The 23,434-nt window shown below is 71.2% G+C and carries 21 protein-coding genes; 11 read left to right on the forward strand and 10 right to left on the reverse strand.

All coding sequences use genetic code 11. The features are described 5' to 3' along the window. Positions 1–73: 73 nt before the first annotated feature. The 3 genes from ACWGST_RS07335 to ACWGST_RS07345 form a co-directional block, all read right to left on the reverse strand. Positions 74–973 (reverse strand): glycine betaine ABC transporter substrate-binding protein, encoded by a 900-nt coding sequence (locus ACWGST_RS07335; RefSeq protein ID WP_452046008.1) that lies wholly within the window; start codon positions 971–973, stop codon positions 74–76. Between the two features lie 80 nt (positions 974–1,053). Further along, on the reverse strand, positions 1,054–1,986 hold the full coding sequence (locus ACWGST_RS07340; RefSeq protein ID WP_452046009.1) for an ABC transporter permease: 933 nt from the start codon (positions 1,984–1,986) through the stop codon (positions 1,054–1,056). Then, a complete protein-coding gene (locus ACWGST_RS07345; protein WP_452046010.1) occupies positions 1,983–3,356 on the reverse strand; it encodes a quaternary amine ABC transporter ATP-binding protein in 1,374 nt (457 codons plus the stop codon). Before ACWGST_RS07345 ends, ACWGST_RS07340 begins: the two co-directional genes overlap by 4 nt. 543 nt (positions 3,357–3,899) lie before the next feature. Between ACWGST_RS07345 and ACWGST_RS07350 the strand changes: the two genes are divergently transcribed. The 10 genes from ACWGST_RS07350 (at position 3,900) to ACWGST_RS07395 (ending at position 14,219) form a co-directional block, all read left to right on the forward strand. Then, positions 3,900–5,054 carry a polyprenyl synthetase family protein gene (locus ACWGST_RS07350; protein WP_452046011.1) on the forward strand — a complete coding sequence of 385 codons (1,155 nt, stop codon included), beginning with the start codon at positions 3,900–3,902 and terminating at the stop codon, positions 5,052–5,054. Further along, the gene (locus ACWGST_RS07355) at positions 5,051–6,346 is read left to right on the forward strand and encodes an inositol-3-phosphate synthase (protein WP_452046012.1); all 1,296 of its coding nucleotides are present in this window, start codon (positions 5,051–5,053) and stop codon (positions 6,344–6,346) included. The genes ACWGST_RS07350 and ACWGST_RS07355 overlap by 4 nt, the downstream gene beginning before the upstream one ends. Continuing rightward, positions 6,343–7,272 (forward strand): SCO3242 family prenyltransferase, encoded by a 930-nt coding sequence (locus tag ACWGST_RS07360; RefSeq protein WP_452046013.1) that lies wholly within the window; start codon positions 6,343–6,345, stop codon positions 7,270–7,272. Before ACWGST_RS07355 ends, ACWGST_RS07360 begins: the two co-directional genes overlap by 4 nt. Beyond that, positions 7,269–8,165 (forward strand): sugar phosphate isomerase/epimerase family protein, encoded by an 897-nt coding sequence (locus ACWGST_RS07365; protein ID WP_452046014.1) that lies wholly within the window; start codon positions 7,269–7,271, stop codon positions 8,163–8,165. Before ACWGST_RS07360 ends, ACWGST_RS07365 begins: the two co-directional genes overlap by 4 nt. After that, positions 8,162–8,827: an EboA domain-containing protein gene (locus ACWGST_RS07370; protein WP_452046015.1), complete on the forward strand. Its 666-nt coding sequence runs from the start codon at positions 8,162–8,164 to the stop codon at positions 8,825–8,827. The genes ACWGST_RS07365 and ACWGST_RS07370 overlap by 4 nt, the downstream gene beginning before the upstream one ends. Positions 8,828–8,829: 2 nt before the next feature. Then, entirely contained in the window at positions 8,830–9,708 is an 879-nt protein-coding gene (locus ACWGST_RS07375) for a TatD family hydrolase (RefSeq protein ID WP_452046016.1), read from the forward strand. Continuing rightward, a complete protein-coding gene (gene eboE, locus ACWGST_RS07380) occupies positions 9,708–10,952 on the forward strand; it encodes a metabolite traffic protein EboE (protein ID WP_452046017.1) in 1,245 nt (414 codons plus the stop codon). The genes ACWGST_RS07375 and eboE overlap by 1 nt, the downstream gene beginning before the upstream one ends. Then, positions 10,949–12,367, forward strand: a complete 1,419-nt coding sequence (locus ACWGST_RS07385) for an alkaline phosphatase family protein (protein ID WP_452046018.1) — start codon at positions 10,949–10,951, stop codon at positions 12,365–12,367. Before eboE ends, ACWGST_RS07385 begins: the two co-directional genes overlap by 4 nt. 5 nt (positions 12,368–12,372) lie before the next feature. Next, entirely contained in the window at positions 12,373–12,909 is a 537-nt protein-coding gene (idi, locus tag ACWGST_RS07390) for an isopentenyl-diphosphate Delta-isomerase (protein ID WP_452046075.1), read from the forward strand. 80 nt (positions 12,910–12,989) lie between these two features. After that, a complete protein-coding gene (locus tag ACWGST_RS07395) occupies positions 12,990–14,219 on the forward strand; it encodes an ROK family protein (protein ID WP_452046019.1) in 1,230 nt (409 codons plus the stop codon). Positions 14,220–14,447: 228 nt separating this feature from the next. On the opposite strand, the gene ACWGST_RS07400 is transcribed toward ACWGST_RS07395, so the two are convergent. The 7 genes from ACWGST_RS07400 to ACWGST_RS07430 all read right to left on the reverse strand — a co-directional run bounded on the left by ACWGST_RS07400 (position 14,448) and on the right by ACWGST_RS07430 (position 22,816). Continuing rightward, complete coding sequence (locus tag ACWGST_RS07400) at positions 14,448–17,216, reverse strand: PQQ-dependent sugar dehydrogenase (RefSeq protein ID WP_452046020.1); 2,769 nt, start codon at positions 17,214–17,216, stop codon at positions 14,448–14,450. Between the two features lie 85 nt (positions 17,217–17,301). Continuing rightward, a complete protein-coding gene (locus ACWGST_RS07405) occupies positions 17,302–18,459 on the reverse strand; it encodes a sugar phosphate isomerase/epimerase family protein (RefSeq protein ID WP_452046021.1) in 1,158 nt (385 codons plus the stop codon). Between the two features lie 174 nt (positions 18,460–18,633). Further along, positions 18,634–19,044 carry a Fur family transcriptional regulator gene (locus tag ACWGST_RS07410; protein ID WP_452046022.1) on the reverse strand — a complete coding sequence of 137 codons (411 nt, stop codon included), beginning with the start codon at positions 19,042–19,044 and terminating at the stop codon, positions 18,634–18,636. Then, positions 19,041–19,883 (reverse strand): metal ABC transporter permease, encoded by an 843-nt coding sequence (locus tag ACWGST_RS07415; RefSeq protein ID WP_452046023.1) that lies wholly within the window; start codon positions 19,881–19,883, stop codon positions 19,041–19,043. Before ACWGST_RS07415 ends, ACWGST_RS07410 begins: the two co-directional genes overlap by 4 nt. Next, positions 19,883–20,827: a metal ABC transporter permease gene (locus ACWGST_RS07420; protein ID WP_452046024.1), complete on the reverse strand. Its 945-nt coding sequence runs from the start codon at positions 20,825–20,827 to the stop codon at positions 19,883–19,885. The genes ACWGST_RS07415 and ACWGST_RS07420 overlap by 1 nt, the downstream gene beginning before the upstream one ends. 50 nt (positions 20,828–20,877) lie before the next feature. Then, entirely contained in the window at positions 20,878–21,675 is a 798-nt protein-coding gene (locus ACWGST_RS07425; RefSeq protein ID WP_452046025.1) for a metal ABC transporter ATP-binding protein, read from the reverse strand. A gap of 4 nt (positions 21,676–21,679) precedes the next feature. After that, a complete protein-coding gene (locus ACWGST_RS07430; RefSeq protein WP_452046026.1) occupies positions 21,680–22,816 on the reverse strand; it encodes a metal ABC transporter substrate-binding protein in 1,137 nt (378 codons plus the stop codon). Positions 22,817–22,928: 112 nt separating this feature from the next. On the opposite strand from ACWGST_RS07430, the gene ACWGST_RS07435 reads away from it, so the two are divergent. Beyond that, a complete protein-coding gene (locus ACWGST_RS07435; RefSeq protein ID WP_452046027.1) occupies positions 22,929–23,414 on the forward strand; it encodes a GNAT family N-acetyltransferase in 486 nt (161 codons plus the stop codon). Positions 23,415–23,434: the final 20 nt, after the last annotated feature.

The raw sequence follows: 23,434 nt of genomic DNA on the forward strand, positions 1-23,434 counted from the left end.
CGACGCGCCGAGCCGGCGAAGGGCGGGCGACGGATGCCGCGGCATCCGTCACCCGCCCGTTCGCGGTGCCGTGCTACTTCGTGAGCGAGTCCACGTACGCCTGGTTGTCGGCGATCCACTGCTCGACGATCGGCGCGTAGTCGTCGGAGCCGCCCGCGTTGAACATCGCGTTCTCGAGCGAGAAGAGCAGCTCGGAGTCCATCGTGAAGTCCTCCAGCCAGCCCGCGAGGGTCGGGTGGGTCTCGGCGAAGCTCTTGCCGCCGAAGGAGTGGATGCCCTCGGCGGCGCCGAGCGCGCCCTCGGGGTCTTCGAGGTCCTTGATGGGGAACGCGTCGTAGGCCCAGTGCGGGCGCCAGAGCGTGACGGCGACGTTCTCGCCGTTGTCGGTCGCGGCGGTCAGCTCGGCGAGCATCGCGGGCGTCGAACTCGTCAGGTACTCCATCTTCTCGAGGCCGTACGCGGGGATGACCTCGTCGGTCGTGACCCGGTTCAGGCCTGAGCCCGGCTCGATGCCCACGAGACGGTTGCCGAACAGCTCGGCGTTCGCGGCGAGCTCGTCGAGCGAGTCGATCGGCGCATCCTCGTTCACGGCGATCGTGAGCTTGGCGTCGTCGTTCCACGAGCCGAGGTCGACGAGGTCGTCGCCGTACTGGTCGATGTAGTCGGCGTGCGTGATCGGCAGCCACGTGTCGAGGGTCACGTCGTAGTCGTCGGTCGTGAGACCCGAGTAGACCGGAGCCGGGTCGGCGTACTCGAGCTCGACGTCGTAGCCCTGCTCGGTGAGCACGGCCTTCCAGAGCTCGCTCGCGGCGATGCCCTCGTCCCAGCCGTTGAACACGGCGATCGTGACCTGCTTCTGGTCGCCGTTCTCGAGGGTCTCGGCCCCTGCCTCGGCGCCGGCGGCGCAGCCGCTGAGCGCCAGGGCGGCGACCGCTCCGATGGCGAGTGCTCCCGTGAGCGTGTGCTTCTTCATGTGTTCCTTTCCTCCCGTGTGCTGTGTCACGGGTGTTGGGGAGCGCCGCGCGAGACCGCGCGGCGAACATTCGCCGCGGTTCAGGCGGTGGTGGATGCCGCGGGCAGGCGTTCGGCCTCGGGGCCGACCGGCCCCGGGGCATCCGTCGACTGCGGCTGTGCGCGCCGGCTGCCGCGCTGTCGCGGCGTGCGCGCCGTGCCGAATGCGCCGGTGACCCGGTCGAGGATGATCGCGAGGATCACGACCGACAGGCCCGCCTCGAAGCCGAGCCCCACGTCGATGCGGGTCAGCGACTGCACGACCTGGCCGCCGAGCCCGCCGGCGCCGACCATGCCGGCGATGACGACCATCGAGAGCGAGAGCATGATGACCTGGTTGACGCCGGCCATGATGCTCGGCATCGCGAGCGGCAGTTGGATCTGGCGGAGGATGCGCCACGGCGAGGAGCCGAAGGCGTGGCCGGCCTCGACGACCTCCTTGTCGACGCCGCGGATGCCGAGCTCGGTGAGCCGCACGCCGGGGGCCATCGCGAAGATGATCGTCGCGACGATGCCGGGCACGACGCCGACGCGGAAGAGGATGAGCGCGGGGATCAGGTAGACCATCGCCGGCATCGTCTGCATGAAGTCGAGGATCGGCCGGATGACCTTCGACGCCACGTCGGAGCGGGCGGCGAGCACGCCGAGCGGAATGGCCACGACGACCGCGATCGCACTCGCGACGAGCACGAGGGCGAGCGTCGACATGGCGTTGCCCCACTGGTCGACGCCGACGATCACGAGCAGGCCGAGCGCGGTGCCGACCGCGAGCTTCCAGCCCTTCGCGAGCCACGCGATCGCGGCGAGCACCACGACGACGACCCAGAACGGCGGCGTCTGCAGGGCGAAGTCGACGAGGTCGTAGAAGCCGGCGAAGAGCGTGCGCACGACGGTGAAGAATCCGCCGAAGACGTCGGTGATGAAGCGGATGACGGCGTCGGCCCAGTCGCCGAGCGGAAGACGGACGTCGTTCATGCGGGGCTCCTCTCCCCCGCGGCATCCGCCCGCATCGCATCCGCCCGCATCGCGTCCGCCGCGTCGGCGGTCGCCGTGTCGGCCCGCGCGGTGCGATGCAGGGTCGCGGTGATGACGTCGATCGGCACGGTCGCCGGCGTCTCGATGACGGCGTGCTCGCCCGTGTTCGACGAGACGTTGCCGAGGGCGGCGAGCAGGGTCACGCGCGGCACGGCGCCGAGGAGGCGCCCCTGCTCGTCGACGACGGCGAGCGGGAGCTGGCTCTCGACGGCGCTCTCGAAGAGCTCCGAGAGGTGCTCGTCGACGCCGACGACGGGGTGGTCGTCGCTGATCGCCGCCTCGAGCGAGCGTTCGCCGCGCTGCACGAGACGCAGCACATCGCGGTCGTGCACGACGCCGAGCAGGCGCCGGCCGCCGCCGACCACGAAGACCATCGAGGTCTGCAGGTCGCGCATCGAGCGCAGCGCGGCGCGCGGGCCCGCCGAAGCGGTGACGACGGCGCGCGGCGCCTCCATGACGTTGCCCGCGGTGAGCACGCGCGAACGGTCGACGTCCTGCACGAACTGGGCGACGTAGTCGTCGGCGGGGTCGGTGAGGATCTCCTCCGCGGTGCCGATCTGCACGATGCGGCCGTCGCGCATGACCGCGATGCGATCGCCGAGGAACATCGCCTCGTTGAGGTCGTGGGTGATGAAGACGATCGTCTTGCCGAGCTCGTGCTGCAGTTCGACGAGCTGCTCCTGCATCTCCTTGCGGATGAGCGGGTCGAGGGCCGAGAACGCCTCGTCCATGAGCAGGATGTCGGTGTCGGACGCGAGCGCCCGGGCGAGACCGACGCGCTGCTGCATGCCGCCCGAGAGCTCGTCGGGCATCTTGTCGCCCCAACCGCCGAGGCCCACGCGCTCGAGGATGCGTTCGGCGCGCTCACGCCGTTCGGCGGCCGGAACCCCCTGGATCTCGAGCCCGTAGGCCGCGTTCTCGAGCACACTGCGATGCGGCAGCAGCGCGAAGTGCTGGAAGACCATCGAGATGTGGCGACGACGCACCTCGCGGAGCCGCTTCGGCGACATGCCCGTGATCGTCTCCCCCATCACCGTGACGGTGCCGTCGGTCGGTTCGAGCAGGCCGTTGAGCGTGCGGATGAGCGTCGACTTGCCCGAGCCCGACAACCCCATGACGACGAAGATCTCGCCGCTGCGCACCTCGAAGTCGACGTCGATCACGGCGGCGGTGCCGAGCGGGGCGAGTTCGGCGCGGTCGGCGCCGTTGCGCAGTCGTTCGAGCGCTTCGCGCGGCTTCCGCCCGAAGAACTTGGTGAGGCTGCGAACCGCGAGCGCCGGTTCGGTCGCTCGTGCTGGAGTTTCGGTCATGGGCGGGCTCCCGGAGCGCACGCCGAACACCGCGCACGTACGACGGGCGCGGTCGGGAATCGGGCAGTGCTGACTCGTGGGTCACGGCCGGGTTGACGGCGATTCGGATGCCTCGACTCAAGCCCCGGTCTGGTGCTGCGACCTCGGGCGAAACAGGCTTCCGTGCATCCGGCCATCGGGGCCGGGTGCCACGCCGCCGAACCATACGATTTCGCATGCCGATTTCAGCATGTGAAAGCGCGGACTGGGCGATTCGGTCTTGCAGGACCTCGTCCACCGTATCGAGGTGTTGGATACATCCCAAATCGCCCTGCGTGAAATACCCGCTGATCAGGCATCGAAGGTTGCCGCGGTACCGCGCCGCTCGCCGGTGCGCGCGCGTTCGCAGCGCGGGCGCTCACCAGTTATATCGAAATCGAATCATAAGACTGAAGTGTTGCGGACTACTTACGTCGAGGATAACGTGGCTTTTATCGCACGACGCGACAGAAGATACCGCTGTTTGCGTCGTCGCCACCAAGTCATCGTCGACGAAGGAGCACCATGAAGCCTGCAGCGGCGGCATCGTTGCTCACGGATGCGCAACTGCCGACAGAAGCACCGCTCGTCGACGACGCCGATTCGGCCGACTCCCAGGGGTCGCTGCAGTCGATGGTCGAGGCCTTCGCCGTGCACTCGCCCGCAGCCGCCTCGGCGCTCTGGCAGCGCGTTCGAGCCAGGTGCGCCGACATCGGGCCCGCGGTGACACGACTCATCGACGACGCCGAGGCCTCCGACGGCGGCAAGCACATGCGACCCCGTCTCGTCGCCGCGGCGTACCTCGGCATGGGCGGCGTCGATCGCGAGTTGCTCGCCGAGGTGGCCGGCGCGCAGCAGTTGCTGCACCTCGGCCTGTGCATGCACGACGACATCATCGACGGCGATCGCATGCGTCACGGCACGCCGAACCTGATCGGCCGATCCCACGAGGCCGCACTCGCGGCCGGGGCCGAGGGTGCCGCCGCAGAACGACAGGCCATGGCCGCGGGGCTGCTCGCCGGCGACCTCGCCCTGAACGCGGCGTTGCGCGCGCTGCTCGACGCACCGGCGCCGCTCGCGGTACGGCACCGCCTCGCCGTCGAGGCGACCACCGAGCTCGAGCGCACGATCGCAGGCGAACTGCTCGACGTGCAGTCCGAGACGATCGCACCCGACCGCGCCCTGCCGCTGCACGTGGCCGAACTGAAGACGGCCGCGTACAGCGTGGTGCTGCCGCTGCGTCTCGGCGCGATCGCCGCCGGGTGCGCGCACGAGCAGGTGCTGGGCGGCCTCACCCGGGTCGGCGTCGCACTCGGCATCGCCTACCAGCTCGCCGACGACGACCTGGGCCTGTTCGGCACCGAGGCCGCCACCGGCAAACCCGGGCTCTCGGACGTGCGGCAGGGCAAGCGCACCGAGCACATCCGAGTCGCATACTCCCGCGCGGGGTACGCCGACCGCGCGACGCTCAAGGCCGTGCTCGGGCTGGCCGGCGCGACCGACGACGACGTCGAGCTCGTGCGCGAGATCGTCACGCGCACGGGCGCACGAGAGACGGTCACGCGCACGATCGACGAACACATGAGCCGCGGCATCCGTCTCGCAGACACCACGCTGCCCGAGCCGCTGGCGACCTACCTGACCGACCTCGCACGATCGATGCGGGGGCGACAGCGATGAACGACACCGAAAGCAACAGGAGGAACGACGTGACCATGCTCGAGACACCACGAACCGAGGCGCCGACCACCGAGCGCCCGAACGACGAGCGACTGGGCCTCTGGCTCATCGGCGCCCGCGGCTCGATCGGCACGACCGTCGCCGTCGGCCGGCACGTCATCGCGAACGGGCTCGCGTCGACGACGGGCTGCACGACCACGGGCGAGGAGTTCGCCGGCGTGCCGCTGGCGGGCTTCTCCGACATCGTGCTCGGGGGGCACGACATCAGCATCACCCCGCTCACCGAGCGCGCACAACAGCTCGCCGAGTCGGGCATGATCTCACCGCGCCTCGTGGCGGCGGCGCAGGCGGGTCTCGAGCAGGCCGATGCCGAGATCAGGTTCGGCTACGACGCCTCGACGCATCACGGCCCGATGTCGGCTGCGGTGCAGCGCCTCGCCTCGGACATCACCGACTTCCGCGACCGCAACGGCCTGCGCACCGTCGTGGTCATCGACATCGCGTCGACCGAAGCGCTGCCCGCAGACCGTCCGGAGTTCCACGACCCCGCACTGCTCACCGCGATGCTCGCCGACCCCGATGCGGCGCCGCTTCCCGCGAGCGTCGTCGCCGCCCTCGCAGCGGTCGAGGCCGGCAGCCCGTACGCGTGCTTCACACCGTCGGCCGGGCTCGCGCTGCCCGCGGTCACGGCGCTCGCCGACGAGCGCGGCATCGTCTTCGCCGGGCAAGACGGCAAGACCGGTGAGACGCTGCTTCGCACCGCGATCGCACCGATGTTCGTCGCGCGCGGCATGCACGTGCACTCGTGGGCCGGGGCGAACCTGCTCGGCGGCGGCGACGGCGCCACGCTCGCCGACCCCGAGGCGGTGCGCAGCAAGATCGTCTCGAAGACGCGGGGCCTCCACAGCCTCGTCGGCGAGCACGTCGTCGCGCCGCTGCACATCGACAACGTGCCCGACCTCGGCGACATCAAGACCGCATGGGATCACATCTCGGCCGAGGGGTTCCTGGGGTCGCGCATCACCGTGCAGACGATCTGGAGCGCCTACGACTCGATGCTCGCCGCGCCGCTCATCCTCGACATCGCGCGCCTGCTCGGCCTCGCCGAACAAGCGGGCCTCCGGGGTGTCCTGCCCGAACTCGGCTTCTTCTTCAAAGACCCGTGGGGCAGCGACGAGCACGACTTCTCGCACCAGGCGGCAGCCCTGTACGCCTGGGCGCACGCCACCGGCGACCGCGTGGGCGTCGCCGCCCGTGCCGCTGCCGCGGTGTCGGAGGCGGTCGGGCGTTGACCACCGCCGGCGACGTCTTCGAGCTCGTGCGCGCGCCCGCCGCGCTCACGGTGCTCGGCGACACCATCGCCGGCGGTCACGCCGGCGGCGCGCGCTTCACCGCGCGGCAGTGGATGCTGCCGCTCGCGTCGGTGCTGCTCTACAGCGGCGGCATGGCCCTGAACGACTACGCCGATCGCGAGCTCGACGCCGTCGAGCGACCCGAACGGCCGATCCCGTCGGGGCGGGTCTCGCCGCGGCGGGCGCTCGGCATCGCAGGCACCTGCCTGGCGCTCGGCGTCGGGCTCGCGGCGGCCGGCGGCGGCCGGCGCGGTCTCGGCGTCGCGACACCGCTCGTGGGCGCCATCGTGCTCTACAACACCGTCGCGAAAGACACCGCGGCCGGCCCGGTGTCGATGGCGGCGTGCCGCGGGCTCGACGTGCTGCTGGGCGCCCGCGACGTGCGCGCGGCGCTGCCCGCCGCCGCGACGATGGCGCTGCACACGGCGGGCGTCACGGCGCAGTCGCGGGGCGAGGTGAACGGCGGCACGAAGGCCACCGCACGGGCCGCGATCGTCGTGACGGGTGCGACCGCGGCAGCGGCGCTGGTCGGCGGGCCGGCGCGCGCCGCGCAATCAGTGCGGGCGACGCAGGCCAGGCAGCCGGCGCAGGCGACGCGAGCGATGCGCGTGCTCGCGGGTGCGGGCGCCGTCGCGGCCACCGTCGCCTACCTCGCCACAGCGCTGCCCGCGCAGCTGAAGGGCCTCGACGACCCCTCTGCGACGAACGCGCGCACGGCGACCCGCGACGGCATCGGCGCCATGGTGCCGCTGCAGGCCGCGCTCACGGCCCGCGCTGGAGCCGTCGGCCCCGCCGCCCTGCTCGGCGGCGTCGACGCCGCCCGCCGCGCGCTCTCGGCACGGCGAGCACGGGGTGACATGACATGATCGCCGCCGACCCCGCGACCGCTCGCCGCACGGCGACGACGCACGCCCTGCCCGGTGCGGGCTTCACGCTCGGCTACGGCACCAACGGCTTCGCCGACCACTCGCTCGACCGAACGCTCGAGGTGCTCGAGGCCGAGGGCTACGGGGCGATCGCGCTCACGCTGGGGTACCCGCATCTCGACCCCTTCGCCGACGACGCGATCGAACAGGCCGCTCGCCTGCGCGAGCGCCTCGACGACCTCGGTTGGCGGGTCGTCGTCGAGACCGGCACCCGCTACCTGCTCGACCCCTTCGTCAAGCACCGCCCGACCCTCGTCGACGCCGAGGCCGAACCGCGACTGCGATTCCTGCGGCGAGCCGTCGATCTCGCCGTCGTGCTGCGCGCCGAGTGCGTCTCGCTGTGGTCGGGTGTCGTACCTGACCGGATGCCCCGGGGCGAGGCCTGGTCGCTGCTGGTCGCGCGCATGCGCGACCTCGTCGCCGTCGCCGACGAGAAGAGCGTCGTGCTCGGCTTCGAACCCGAGCCGGGCATGCTCGTCGAGACGGTCGACGACGCGCTGCGCCTGCGCGACGAGCTCGGCGGCCCCGAGGCGCTCGGTATCACGGTCGACCTCGGCCACTGCGTCGCCGTCGAACCCGACGGGGTCGTGGGCGCGTTGCGCGCCGCCGGCGAACTGCTCGTCAACGTGCAGGTCGACGACATGATGCCCGGGGTGCACGAGCACCTCGAGCTCGGCCACGGACGACTCGACCTGCCGGCAGCGCTGCGCACCCTGCACGAGATCGGATACCGCGGAGTGGCCGCGGTCGAACTGCCCCGCCACTCGCACGACGCGCCGGGCGCCGCCGCACGCAGCATGCGTGCGCTGCGCGCGGCTTGGGAGGAACGATGACGCACCCCTGGACCGAGACCGCCGTGAGCGAGATCACCGCCGATCCGCCGCGCATCGCGGTGCTGTTCCCCTCGGCCGGGCGTGCCGTGGGGCGCGAGCCGGTCGATCCCGACGGTGACCCGCTCGGGTTGCGGCACGGCACGGCCGACGACCTGGCCCGCGAGCGGATGGTGACGGCGCTGCTCGCTGCGGTGCCCGCCGCGATGCCGGCCGATGCCGCGGCCGCCATCATCGGCGAGCTCTACCGGTACGGCGACGACGCCGAGCGACGCGGCGTGCTGCGCGGGCTGAACGCAGTCGTCGACGATCGGGCGGGCGCGGGGCACGAGGCATCCGTCGTCGACACCGGCCTCGAGCTGGTGGCCGACGCGCTGCGCACCAACGACACGCGAGTCGTCGCCGCCGCGCTCGGCGCATTCGCCGGCGCGCACCTCGACGACCACGCGTGGCGGCACGGGGTGCTGAAGGCCCTCTTCATGGGCATCCCCGTCGACGTCGTCGCGCGGCTCGACGAGCGCTCCGACGACGAGCTCGCCCGCATGGCCGCCGGGCTCATCGCCGAACGCCGGGCCGCGGGCCGCGACATCGGCGACGACATGCGACGGGTCGCGGCCGGCCCGGCCGCCACCACGACCACCTCCACCTCGACGCCGAAAGCCTGACCATGCGAATCTTCGACCCCCACATCCACATGAGCGCACGCACCACCGACGACTACCGCGCGATGTACGAATCCGGCGTGCGCGCGGTGGTCGAGCCCTCGTTCTGGCTCGGCCAGCCCCGCACCAACGTGGGCAGCTTCGTCGACTACTTCGACGGGCTGATCGGCTGGGAGCGGTTCAGGGCCGCCCAGTACGGCATCCGTCATCACTGCACGATCGGCCTGAACCCGAAGGAGGCCAACGACGCCCGCTGCCGCGAGGTACTGGACGTGCTGCCGCGCTACCTCGCCAAAGACGGCGTCGTCGCGGTCGGCGAACTCGGCTACGACTCGATGACCCCCGAGGAGGACGAGGTGTTCGCCGCGCAGCTCGCCCTCGCCGTCTCGTTCGAGCTGCCCGCGATGGTGCACACGCCGCACCGCGACAAGGCCTCGGGCACGATGCGCACGCTCGACGTCGTGCGCGAGTCGGGCATCGCGCCCGAGCACGTCGTGGTCGACCACCTCAACGAGACCACGGTCGCCGCGGTCGCCGACAGCGGCTGCTGGATGGGGTTCTCGATCTACCCCGACACCAAGATGGACGAGCAGCGCATGGTCGCGATCCTGCAGCAGTTCGGCACCGAGCGCGTGCTCGTGAACTCGGCTGCCGACTGGGGCAACTCCGACCCGTTGAAGACGAGCAAGACCGCCCGGGCGATGCTCGACGCCGGGTTCTCCGACGATGACGTCGACGTCGTGCTCTGGCGCAACCCCGTGGCGTTCTACGGACAGAGCGGCCGGCTGCACCTCGACCCCGTGCCGGGCTTCGCCGAGCACGAGCCGCCCGCCGCGGGCGTCACGTTCGAGGGCAACTCGGTGCTGCGCGGGGCACGGGTCTGATGCAGCTCTCGTACTGCACCAACGTGCACCCGGCCGAAGACCTCGAGGGCGTGCTCGAACAGCTCGACGCGTTCGCCGGCCCGGTGCGTCGGGCGGCCGGGCTCGACGAGCTCGGCGTGGGGCTCTGGCTGCCCGCCGACCTCGCGGCACAGCTCGCGGCGAGCGCCGACGATCGCGCACGGTTGCGCGAGCGCCTCGACGCGAACGGGCTCGTGCTGCGCACGATCAACGCGTTCCCGTACCGCGCGTTCCACGCCGACGTCGTGAAGCACGACGTCTACCTGCCCGACTGGGCCGACCCGCGTCGAGCGCGCTACACCCTCGACTGCGCCGCCGTGCTCGCCGATCTGCTGCCCGAGGGCGCGGCCGGCAGCATCTCGACCCTGCCGCTCGCGTGGCGCGAACCGTGGACGGCCGACGACGACCGCCGGGCGACCGAGGCGTTGGCGGATGTCTCGTGGTCGCTGCGCGCCCTGCGCGAGGCCACCGGTCGCACGGTGCGAGTGGCGATCGAGCCCGAGCCCGGCTGCGTGCTCGACACGGTCGCCGACGTCGTCGACTGGCTCGCGCCGCGCATCGGGGCGTCGGGTATCGCGGCGTCGGGCGAGGCAGCGTCGGACGCGGCAGCGTCGGGCGATCTCGGCGACGCGCGCGCGATCGACCCCGAGTTCGTGGGCGTCTGCCTCGACACCTGCCACCTCGCCGTCTCGTTCGCCGACCCGGTCGCTGCCGTGCGGCAGATCGGCGCCGCGGGCCTTCGGGTCGTGAAGGTGCAGGCGTCGGCGGCGCTGCACGTCGACGACCCGGCAGACCCCGCGAGCCGCGCGGCGGTGGCGGCGTTCGTCGAGGCGCGCTACCTGCACCAGACCAGGGTGCTTCGGCCCGACGGCTCGGTGGCTGCGGCCGACGACCTGCCCGAGGCGCTCGCCTCGCTGCCGACCGACGGCCCGTGGCGAGTGCACTTCCACGTGCCGCTGCACCTCGCGCCGCGCGCACCGATCACCGCGACGACCAACGTGCTCACTGCGGCCCTCGACGCCGTGCGCGAGCTGCCGCACGGCGACGAGGCACACCTCGACGTCGAGACCTACACGTGGTCGGTGCTGCCCGACCCCGTCGACGACCTCGTGGCCGGCATCGCGGGCGAAGTCCGGTGGGCGGCCGAGCACCTGCTCGGCGGCGTGCACGCCGGCCACGCGGCATCCACTCGCAGCGAATCTCTCGACGCGAAGGCGGCACGATGACCTCCACTCTCCTGCTCGACGTCGTGGGGCTGACCCCGCGCACCCTCGCGCACATGCCGCGCCTGCAGTCGCTCGCCGCGTCGGGCGCCAGGGCTCGGCTCGGCACGGTGCTGCCGGCCGTCACCTGCAGCGTGCAGTCGACCATGCTCACGGGCCTGCCTCCCGCCCGGCACGGCATCGTCGGCAACGGGTGGTACTTCCGCGACCAGGGCGAGGTGCACCTCTGGCGTCAGCACAACGCGCTCGTGCAGGGCGAGAAGGTGTGGGAGACCGCGCGCCGTGCGCAGCCCGGCTTCACGGCGGCGAACATCGGCTGGTGGTACGCGATGGGCGCGAGCACCGACATCACCGTGACCCCTCGCCCGATCTACCACGCCGACGGCCGCAAGTCGCCCGACGCCTACATGCGCCCGCCCGCGCTGCACGACGAGCTCGTCGGTGCGCTCGGCGAGTTCCCGCTCTTCCAGTACTGGGGGCCGACCGCCTCGATCACCTCGAGCCGCTGGATCGTCGAGGCGACGCGCAAGGTCATGCGCGAGCACCGCTCGGACCTCGTGATGGCCTACCTGCCGCACCTCGACTACGACCTGCAGCGGTTCGGGCCCGACTCCCCCGCCGCCGATCGGGCCGCCGCCGAGCTCGACGCCGCGATCGCCCCCCTGCTCGACGATGCCGCGGCCGCCGGGGTCACCGTGATCGCCGTCTCGGAATACGGCATCGAGGCCGCGAATCGGCCGGTCGACGTCAACCGCGCACTGCGCCGCGAAGGGCTGCTCGAGGTGTACACGCAGGCCGGGCGCGAACAGCTCGACCCGTGGACCTCGCGCGCGTTCGCCGTCGCCGACCACCAGATCGCGCACGTCTACGTGGCCGACCCCGCAGACCTGCGGCGCACCCGCGAGCTGCTCGAAGCGCTGCCCGGCGTCGACGAGGTGCTCGACCGCGAGCAGCAGGCCCGCTACGGCATCGACCACGAGCGCTCGGGCGAGCTCGTCGTCATCGCCGAACCCGGCGCCTGGTTCACCTATTACTACTGGCTCGACGACGATCGCGCCCCAGAGTTCGCACGCGGCGTCGAGATCCACAGGAAGCCGGGGTACGACCCGGCCGAGCTCTTCCTCGACCCCGCCGATCGCTTCGCGAAGGCGCGGGCGGGCTTCGGGCTGCTGAAGAAGAAGGTGGGGCTGCGCTACGCGATGAACGTCGTGCCGCTCGACCCGAAATGGGTTCGCGGCACGCACGGGCGCCTGCCCGACTCGGTCGACGACTCCCCGCTGCTGCTGTGCTCCGACCCCGAGCTCGCGTTCTGGCAGGCCGCCGGCGACACCGTGCCGGCGGCGCACGTGCGCGACCTCGTGCTGCAGGCCGCCGGCGTCTCGGCGCCCCCGGTCGACGAGGCGGTGCACGCACCGTGAGCGCGCTGGTCGCCGACGAGCGGGTCGTGCTGCTCGACCCCGACGGGAGCCCCATCGGCTCGATGCCGAAAGAAGAGGTGCATTCCGAGCGCACCCCGCTGCACCTCGCGTTCTCGTGCTACGTGTTCGATGCAGACGGGCGGATGCTGCTGACCCGCCGCTCACTCGGCAAGCGCACCTGGCCCGGGGTGTGGACGAACGCGTGCTGCGGCCACCCCTCCCCCGGTGAATCGCTCGAGGATGCCGTGCGACGGCGCCTGCGGCGCGAGCTCGGCGTCGCGGTCGAGTCGCTGCGGCTCGTGTTGCCCGAGTTCCGCTATCGCGCCGTGGCGCCCGACGGCATCGTCGAGAACGAGGTGTGCCCCGTGTACTTCGCCGAGCTGCGCGGCGACCCGCTGCCCGCCCCCGACGAGGTCATGGACTGGCGATGGGCCCGGGTCGAGGAGTTCCTCGATGCGGCCCAGGCTGTGCCGTTCATGCTGAGCCCCTGGAGTGTTCTGCAGGCCGGTGAGCTGCGCGACGCCGGGCTGCTGCACCGGTAGCCGTTTTGACAACCGATTGGGGGGTGTCCAGACGACCGAAGAGCCACCCCTTTCACCGAACACCGTGGAACAATAGGTTGATGACCGACATAAGTCACGCACGGGTCGACGGCCACGTCACCGCACTCGGCTCCTCCGTGGCGAGCGATCTCTTCCAGATCCTGCGCGACGGCCGCCCCCGCACCCGCACGGAGCTGTCGGCGATCACCGGTCTCGCCCGCTCGACGGTTGCGCAGCGCATCGACGCCCTCATGAAACTCGGTCTCGTCGGCCACGTCGGCGATGCGGTCTCGACGGGCGGCCGGCCGTCGTCGCAGTTCGCGATCGCCTCGAGCGGCCGGGTCGTGCTCGGCGTCGACGTCGGCGCATCGCATGTGCGCCTCGCCGTGAGCGATCTCACGGGTCGGCTGCAGGCGGAGTGCAACGAGCTCATCCCCGTCGCCGACGGCCCCGAGGCCGTGCTGGGCCGGGCGTCGACGGCGGGGCGCGAACTGCTCGCGCAGCTCGGCCGAACCCCCGGCGACGTGCTCGCCATCGGCATCGGCCTGCCCGGCCCCGTCGAGTACAGCACCGGCCGGCCGATCAACCCCCCGATCATGCCCGGCTGGGATCACTTCGACGTGCCCGGCTGGTTCCGCGCCGACGGGTGGGAGGTGCCGGTGCTCGTCGACAACGACGTCAACATCATGGCCCTCGGCGAGCGCGAGCTGTCGTGGCCCGACGTCGACCACCTCATGTTCGTCAAAGTGGCGACCGGCATCGGTTCCGGCGTCATCTCCGGCGGCATCCTGCAGCGCGGCGCACAGGGCACCGCCGGCGACATCGGCCACGTCTACGTGGCACGCGGTGCCGACGTGCCGTGCAAGTGCGGCAATCGCGGCTGCCTCGAGGCCCTCGCCTCCGGCCCGGCCGTCGCTCGCGCGCTTCGGGCGGCGGGCATCGACGCCGAAACCGGTCAGGACGTGGTCGAACTCGTCAAGCGCGGCAACATCGACGCGATCCAGGCCGTGCGGCAGGCCGGTCGCGACATCGGCGAGGTGCTCAACATCTGCGTGAGCCTCATGAACCCCTCGGTCATCGTCATCGGCGGCTCGGCCGCACAGGTGGGCGAGCATCTCATCGCCGGCGTTCGCGAGGTCGTGTACACCCGGTCGATGCCCCTGGCCACCGAGCACCTGCAGATCACGCAGTCGAAGGCCGGGGCCGACGCCGCGGTGCTCGGCGCATGCATGCTCGCGATCCACCACTCGCTCTCGCCCGCCAACATCGAAGAGATGGTCGTCGGGGCGCCGAGCCTCGCCAAGGTCTGACGCGGCGTACCCGATCGCCCCCGATCGGGGGCAGCTGCACCCCATCGGTGCCGCGTAGAATTCATGGGCTGGTCCTTCTTGGAAGAGGGGTGCCGCACTGTTCTGGGTCGCGCGTTACGGCAGCGGCCCGGAACGCGGCACGCCCAGGGAGGCGGCACGCCCCGGGACGCGACACGCCCCGGACCCCCGCGAGCGATGCTCACGGAAGCCCGGGGCGGTGCGAGAGCGCTACCCGAGGTCGGCGATCACCGCCTCGATGGCCGTGACGACGAGCGCGCGGGCGTCGACGTCGCGGATGACGCTCTTCGCGAGCGCCGACGCCGACTCGAGGTCGCGCACGGCCCCGGCGACGTCATCGGCCGCGAGCTTGGCGATCGCTCGATCGAGGTTCACCTGCACCGAGGTGCGGGCGCCGTTGGTCGTATCGCCGGCCGCGACGAGGGCGTCGAGCAGTGCGCTCACGTCGCTCGCGCTCGTCGTGAAGGCGAGCTGGTCGAGGTCGACTCCACCCGTCGAGGTGACGAAGAGCCGGTCGGTGCCGCTCGGCGCGCGCAGCAACGGGGTCGCGGCGTGCTGCCACTCCGACCCGTTGCTCGCGATGTCGATCGTGGCGAACGGCTCGGCGTCGACGCTGCCCCAGCGCAGGGCGAGCGTGCCCGTGCCGATCGCGCGCGCCTCGACGCCCGTGATGCCGATCAGGTTCACGGGGTCGTAGGCGAGCCAGTCGCCTTCGTCGAACGACGTGACCTTGCGGAACCCGTGCGCCGACTCGTCGTCGACGACGGTCGTCTCGCCGCCCTTGGCGTCGGCGTGCTCGGCCTGCATCTCGCGCGGGTTGAGCAGCGTCACATCGTCGCTCGTGAGAGCGGGTGCCGTGGCACTGCCGCCGTCGGTGTAGGCGGCGCCGATCAGGGCGTAGATGTTCTCGGTCTCGCCGTGGCCGGCCTCCTCCTGCATCTCGATCTCAGCGGTGCACCCCGTTCCCGTGAACAGCGGGTGGGCGTGGGTGTTGTCGTGGCCCAGCGCATAGCTCCAGAGCACTCGCGAGCAGTCGATCACGGTGTCTTCGGGGTCGGTGACCTTCACCTCGAAGGCGATGGTGTCGCCCCAGTCGGCGAACGAGCCGTCTTCGGGCGTCACGATCTCGATGGTCGGCGCGGTGTTGCCGACCGTGATCACGACCGAGGCGAGGCTGACCCGGCCACTCGTGTCGGTGACGCGCACGCGAGCCGTGAACTGACCGTCTGCCGTGTAGGTGCGGCTCACCTCGGCCGCGCCCTCGGTGAACGTGCCGCTTCCGTCGAGATCCCACGCGTAGCTGAGCGCGAGACCGTCGGGGTGGGTGCTGCCTGCGGCCGAGAAGTCGACCTCGAGCGGGCCCTGGCCCGACGTGACCGACGCGTCGAGCTGCACGCGCGGGCCCTTGGTGCCCTCGACGTAGTCGACCCGGTAGAGGCCGGCGTCGGGGTTCGGGCGGAAGAACCCGTCACCGTAGTCGAGCACGTAGAGCGAGCCGTCGGGGCCGAACTCGAAGTCGATCACGTTGTCCCACGGGGGCATGCCCGCCGCGTTGAGCGCGGAGTTCGGCAGGAAGTCCTCGATCTTCGTGACGGGGCCGTCGGGGTCGTCCTGGCTGAACGCGAAGACGCGGTCGCGCGAGAACTCGGCCATGAACGCCTTGCCGTCCCAGTACTCGGGGAACTTGGTGGTCGCCGGGTTCTCGGCGTCGTAGCGGTAGGTCGGGCCGCCCATGGGCGCCTGGCCGCCGGAGCCGAACTCGGGCCACGGCTGGTGCGTGGGCTGGTCGCCGTACCAGATCTGCGGCGCCGTGGCGGCGGGCAGCTGCTCGAGGCCGGTGTTGTGCCGCGAGGTGTTGAGCGGGCCGGCCGCGCAGTCGAACCAGTCGCCCTGGGTCAGGGTCTCGTAGTCCCAGTCGTTGTAGTTCGCGTTGGGTCCGTGGCAGTACGGCCAGCCGCCGTTGATCGCCTTCGTCGTGCTCTGCCACTCCACGTAGCCCATCGGGCCGCGCAGATCGCTCGCGGTGCCCGCGTCGGGGCCGTAGTCGCCCCACGTGACCGCGTTCGTCACGGGGTCGAAGTCGATGCGGAACGGGTTCCGCACGCCCATGACGAAGATCTCGGGGCGCGTCTTCTCGGTGCCCGGGGCGAACAGGTTGCCTTCGGGGATCGTGTACGAACCGTCATCCTGCACGTCGATTCTCAGGATCTTGCCGCGCAAGTCGTTCGAGTTGCCGGCACCGCGCCGCGAATCGAGGCCCGGGTTGAAGCCGACCCGGTCGTTGTTCGGCGCGTAGCCGTTGGCGCCCGGCGTGCTCGCCGGCGTGTTGTCGCCCGTGGCGAGCAGCACGTTGCCGTCGTTGTCGAAGGCGACGTCGCCCGCGACGTGGCAGCACTGGCCGCGCTGCGTCTCGACTTTGATGATGACCTGTTCGCTCGCGAGATCGAGTGAGCTCGTCTCGGCGTTCCAGGTGAAGCGGCTGAGCTGGTTGTAGCCCTTCCACTGATCCCAGTACGACGCGTCGGCACCCGCGGGCAGTGTGTTCGGCGCCGAACCCGTCGGCGTCGTCGCCGGGTACGGGGCCGTCATCGTGCGCGGTGCGTAGTAGAGGTAGACCCAGCCGTTCGCTTCGAACGCCGGGTCGAGCGCGATCGTCTGCAGCCCGTCTTCGGAGTTGGCGTAGACATCGATCGTGTTCACGACGGTCGTCGTGCCCTGGCTCGGGTCGGTCAGGCGCACCTGGCCGTTGCGGGTCGTGTGCAGCACGCGTGAGTCGGGCAGCACGGCGAGGTCGATCGGTTCACCGACATCCCGCGTCAGGGTCACGCGTTCGTAGTTGGCCCAGGTGGTCGCGGCGACCTCGTCGCCGTGATCCTGCCCATCGTGGGCAGTTGCGGCACCGGCGCTCAGACTGAGCGAGGTTGCCGCGAGGAGTCCGCTGAGCACGAGTGCGCCCACGCGAAATCGCGGTGTTGACATGACTGTCTCCTTGGAAGAGGGGTGCATGAGAGAAATGGATGCCCCGGGGCCGGTGTTACGGCACCGACCCCGGGGGGTGCGGGGGCTAGCCCCGAAGTGCGGCGATGTTGCGGTACGAGACCTGTGCGAAGTCGAGCGACTGGCCGGGGTTCGCTGCGCCGCCGGGCGCCGTGTCCTGCTCCCACATCGAGTTGTGGTACCCCTTCGCGCCGATGCGCTGGAAGAAGGTCGTGTAGTCGATGTCGCCGAGTCCGAACGGCGCCATCACGTAGCCGTTGGCCTGCGAATCGTCTCGCTTGCCGTCTTTCGTGTGGAACAGCGGGAACCGGGTCGTCTGCGCCGCCACGACTGCGGCCGGGTCGAAGATGGCCTCGACCGTGCTGCCGTCGGGCGCCGTGAACGAGCGGTGCTTGTGCTGTGCGACGTGCGCCCAGTAGATGTCCATCTCGAGGTAGACGTAGTTGGGGTCGGTGTTCGCCAGGAAGTACTCGAGGCGGCGGATGCCGCTCGACCGGGTCGGTCGGCCCTGCGCATCGAGCGGCCCGCTGTCGAGCAGGAAGCTGTAGGCGATGTCGTGATTGTGCGTGTACAGCTTCAGGCCGTGGCCCGCTGCGCGCTCACCGAGGATGTTCCACCGCTCGGCGGCGGCCTCCCAATCGGCGACATAGGCGCTGCCGGTCGGGTCACCGCCCGTGCCGATGTGGCCGAACCCCAGGATGTTGGCGATCTCGCACTGGGCGTCGAAGGCGGCGAGGGTCGAGTCGGTGATCGACCCCGGGATGGAGCCGTGGTTGCCCTCGGCCTCGAGCCCGTTGTCGTCGAGCCACGTGCGCAGCAGCTGGGCGCCGGCGACGTTGTTGACGTTGCCGCCCTCGGCGTTCTGGTGCTGCCCGTAGCCCGCGAACTCGATCTGCTTGTAGCCGATGCGCGAGAGCTCTTCGAAGACCTTGCGGAAGCCGGATGCGTACGTCGTGCTGCTCGGGTCGCGCGAGATGGCGTCGCGCACGGTGTAGAGGATGATGCCCCGCTTGCCGGGCGGGACGAGCACGCCGTTGGCACCGGGTGCCATGCGCGCAGCGGTGGCGGTGGCCGCGTGGGCCGGGCCGGCCTTGCCGAAGGCTGCGGCGCCGAGCGCGGCCGCGGCCGCCATGCCGGTCGTCGCCGCCAGCAGCTGGCGCCTGGAGAGGCCGAGGCCCCGTCCCAGTTGAGGATCGTCGCTGCGATCGATGAGATCGTCGTTCATGATGCTCCTTTGCACGTGAAGAGTGGTGGCCCGTTTCGCGGACTCTCACGTGGAGGTCGCGGCACCACCTGCTCGCCTTGTCCGAACGCTACGGCACCCAGGCACAAGGGTCAAGCAAAAGCCGTCGGCGGCGCGTGTAACTTTTGTTCACCCACCGTCATAAGTGGCGGATGGCTACTCCCCCGCGACCCCCGCGGCCTGCAACCGCGTGCAGTTCTCGCACAGGCCGAACACGTCGACGACGTGCGCCGCGCCGGTGAAGCCGTGCTCGGCCGCGACCGCCCTCGCCCACGCCTCGACCTCGACGGCGGCGATCTCGACGGTCAGCCCGCAGTTGCGGCAGATGAGGTGGTGGTGGTGGCCCGTCGTGCTGCAGGCGCGGTACAGCGCCTCGCCGTCGGGAGACTGCAGCGAGTCGGCCTCGCCGCTCGTCGCGAGGTCGCCGAGCGCGCGGTACACGGTCGCCAGCCCGATGGGCGAGCCACTCGCGTGCAGTGTCGAGTGCAGCGCCTGTGCGCTGATGAACCCCTCAGTGCCGTCGAGGGCCTCGCGAACGGCCTCTCGCTGCCAAGTATTGCGCTTCATGCGACCCGTGCATCCTCCGCGGTCTCCACGGGTATGGAGACTCGATTCAACGGTAGCGTCCGCAGCTTGGAGACTCCCAATGCGAGCAGAAAGAACGCGGTGGCCGCGAGGGCGATGGCCGGGCCGGCCGCGATCTCGAGGCTGCGGGAGGCGATGACGCCCAGCACGCCCGAGGCCGCGCCGATCACGGGTGCCGCGAACAGCAGGCCGCGGAACGAGCGCACGATCAGCCTCGCCCCGGCCGCGGGCGCCGCGATGAGCGCGATCGCGAGGATCGCGCCGACGGCCGGCAGCGAACTCACGACCGAGGCGGCCGTGAGGCCGAGCACGAGCAGCTCGATCGGCCACTCGCGGTACCCCGCGGCACGGAATCCGCGCGGATCGAACGTCGAGAACGCGATCTCCTTGCCGAAGAGCGAGATGCCGACAACCGCGATCGCCGCGACACATGTCGCGAGCAGAATGTCTTCGTCGCTGACCGTGAGGATCGAGCCCATCAACAGTGACTCGGCTCGCACCGGCAGCCCGGGAATGAGCGCCTGCAGCAGCGCGCCGGCGGCGAATCCGCCGGTCAGCACGATGCCGGCCGCGACCTGCGCACCCTGGCGGCGCACCCGCGCGATGCCGGCCATGACGCCGACGAGCACGACGGACGCCACGGCCGCACCGGCCGGCACGCTCACACCGAGGGCGGCCGCCGCCACGGCGCCGGGGTAAGTGCCGTGGGTCAGCGCCTGGGCGAAGAAGGTGCGTCGCCGCACGACGACGAGGCTGCCGACGAGCCCCGCGCCGGCGCCGATGACGATCGCGGCGAGGAGCGCTCGCTCGAAGTACCCCATCAGTGCCGCTCCCCCACGTCGCTCGCCTGCGGAGCGGCGAGCGGCAGCCGAGGCGGTCTCTCCAGGCGCACTCGACGGTTCGCCCGAGTGCTCGCCCGACCCCACCTGATCGCCGAGCTCAGCAGCAGCACGACGGCGTACCCGATCACGAAGACAGCCACGACCGTGCTGCCCGCAGGCACGTCGACGCCCGCGCCGACCGACACCGCGAAGCCGAGGGCCAGCCCGAGCCACGCCGCCACCGCGCCGAATGCGGCGGCCACGGGGAACAGCCACCAGAGTCGCGCCGTCACGAGCCGCGCGACCGCGCCGGGCACGATGAGCACGGCGAGCACGAGCAGCGTGCCCACGGTGCTCGCCGCGGCCACGACCACGAGCGCGATCGCCGAGTTCAGCACGAGGTCGAGCGCGAGCGCCGAGTCGCCCGCGGCGCGGCTGCCCTTCGCGTCGAACGCGCGGTACAGCTGCTGCTTCAGGGTGAGCAGCACCATGCCGAGCGCGATCACGCTCACGACGACGAGCGGCAGCACCTCGTCGGGCGGGATCGTCAGCACCCGACCGAACAGCAGCGCCTCGAGCTCGCCCGCGTAGTCGTCACTGCGCGAGACGACGATGACGCCGATGCTGAAGGTCGCCGTCAGCACGATCGCGATCGCCGCATCGGAGGTGATGCCGGCACGGTCGAGCCAGGTCAGCGCGAGCGCCCCCGCGAGGGCGGCCACCGCCGCACCCGGCAGCAGCCCTGCGCTGCCGCCGACCGCGAGGCCGATCGCGAGACCCGGGAAGACCGCGTGGGTGAGCCCATCGCTGATGAACTCGAGCCCTCGCAGATTCACGAGCACGCCGACGACCCCCGCGACGATCGCGAGCACGAGCATCACGAGCAGCGCCCGACCCATGAAGGGGATCGCGAACGCGCCGAAGAGCGCGTCGGTCAGCGACATCCGTCACCGCCCACCCGTCGTGCAGGCTCTGTATATGTCTGCGTCGGCATTCAATGGCCCTCGTGCCCGGGCACGACGAGGGTGTGCTCGTCGATCTCGACCTCGACGCCCTCGAAGCACTCCTGCACATTGCCGAGCGTGAGCACCTCGTCGACCGGGCCGCTCGCGAGCTGGGTGCCGTTGAGGAGCACGACCGAGTCGCAGACCTGCCGGGCGAGATCGAGGTCGTGCGTCGAGACGATCACGGCGACGCCACGCGATTTGAGAGTACGGAGGGTCTCGACGAGTGCGTCGCGGTTGGCCTGGTCGAGGCCGTTGAACGGTTCATCGAGCAGCAGCAGGCGAGGATCGGCGGCGAGGGCGCGGGCGAGGAGGCCCCGCTGCCGCTGCCCGCCCGAGAGTTCGCCGAACGGTCGCTTCGCGAGCGCGTCGAGTCCCACCGTCTCGATCGCGTCGCGCACTGCCGCGCGGTCGGCACGCCCCGGCCAGCGGAAGAGGCCGAGGCCGCGATAGCGCCCCTGCATCACCACTTGCTCGAGGCTGATCGGGAAGTCGGGGTCGAGGTCGGCGGACTGCGGGAGGAATCCGATCATGCCGCCTGCGGCATGTGACGGGCGCGTACCGCCCGCGCCGCTGCTGTCGCCGCCGCCGCCGAACTCGATCGTGCCCGCCGTGCGAGGCACGAGCCCGAGCACGCCCTTGAGCAGCGTCGACTTGCCCGCGCCGTTCGGCCCGATGAGCGCGACGGCCTCGCCCGGCATGACCTCGAGGTCGAGCCCGCCGACACCTGAGCCGCCGGGGTGCGTGAACGCCGCGCCGTGGAGGCGCAGCACGGGGGAGTCGCTCATGGTGTCATCCTCGCAGCGCATCGGGCAGTTCGCTCGGCGTGACGCCCCACGATTCGAGGATCAACCGCGCGTTGTGCACCTGGCTGCCGAGGTAGGTCGCGCCGTCGCTGCCCTCGACGCCGAGCGAGTCGCCGTAGAGCGCGTCGGGGCCCGAGTACACCGTGACGCCTGCTTCGGCGGCGATGGTCTCGGCGGCCTTCGGCGAGATGGACGCCTCGGAGAACACCGCCGTCGCACCGGTGGCGCGGATGCGGTCGACGAGGTCGTCGATCTCTGCTGCACTCGGCTCGGCGTTGTCGTCGAAGCTCGGGATGACGCTGCCGACGAAGGTGATGTCGTAGGCGTCGATGAAGTAGGTGAACGCGTCGTGGTTCGTCACGAGCAGCCGTTCGGCGACGGGCACCGTCTCGACGTTCTCGGCGATCCACCGGTCGAGGGCGTCGAGCTTCGCCACGTACTCGGTCTCGTGCTGCGCGATGCGCTCGTCGTCGAGGCCCGCCACCGCACCGAGGCCGACCGCGATGTTGCGCGTCATCTCGGCGGCGAGCTCGGGGTCGGTCCAGATGTGAGGGTTGCCGTCGTGGCCGTCGGCCTCCGAGCCGCCCTCGGTGTCAGAGCCGGTCGAGTGGCCGTCGTCGCCGTGCTCGTCGTCGTTGTGCTCATCGGCGCTGTGTTCGTCGTCGCTGTGCTCGGCGTCGCCGTGCGCATCGTCGCCGTGCTCGTGGGTGCCGTGCAGTTCGATGCCCGTGCTCGCGTCGATCAGCACGCCGTCGAACCCCGACGCCTGCACGGCGTCGTCGACCCAGCTCTCGAGGCCACCCCCATTGACGACGAGCGCGTCGGCCTGCGCGAGCGCGAGCAGCTGCGCGGCAGAGGGGTCGAAGCTGTGGGCACTCTGGCCCGGCGAGAGCAGCTGCGTGACCTCGACGTCGTCGCCCACGAGTTCGCGCGTGAAGTCGCCCACCTGGGTCGTCGTCGCGACGATCTTCGGTGCGTCACTCGAGGCACTGGATGCCGGGGGCGCCGAGCACCCCGCGAGTGCGAGTGCCGCCGCGGCGAGCACGCCCGCGGCTCGCGTCACCCGCGCGGTCGCGCCGATCATCGAGGACGGGCGAGTGGCGGCACGGGTCGGAACTGGCATGGGTCAACGCTACGTCTTATTGATAATGATTGTCAACATCGTTCACCGGATGTTCGGCTGATCCTGTGGAGAGTTCTGGCGAGTGTCGTACCGACGTGCAAGAGTGAAGTACGTGGACACGACGACAGCCCCCCTCACGTTGCATCCGTTCACCGTCGCCGATGCCGAACGCGTGCTCTCGGGCGAGGTCGACCCCCATGACGAATGGGAGGGCGCCTACGCCTTCACCGACGAGCCCGAGTTGCTCGCCGAGTACGTGCGCACCGTGCAGCAGAACGGCGACCCGGCCCCCTTCGGGCCCTATCTCGTGCGGCGCGGTTCGAACGGCTCGGCCATCGGGGGAGTGAACCTCTTCGGTCCGCCCGGCGACGACGGCGCCGTCGAGTTCGCGTTCGGGCTCGTGCCCGCGGTGCGCGGCCAGGGCCTCTCGACGCACACCGTCGCGGCCGTCGTCGAACTCGCGCGCAACGCCGGCGTGGTCATCCTCCGCGCCGAGACCGAGGTGCCGAACCTGCCGGCCCGCCGGTCGCTCGAGGGTGTCGGATTCGCTCAGTCGTCGCGCACGACCGAGTCGATCACGTACGAGCTGCACCTGTAACCGGGCGAGCCGGTCACAGG

This window comes from Agromyces sp. NPDC055520 (genome assembly GCF_053619715.1).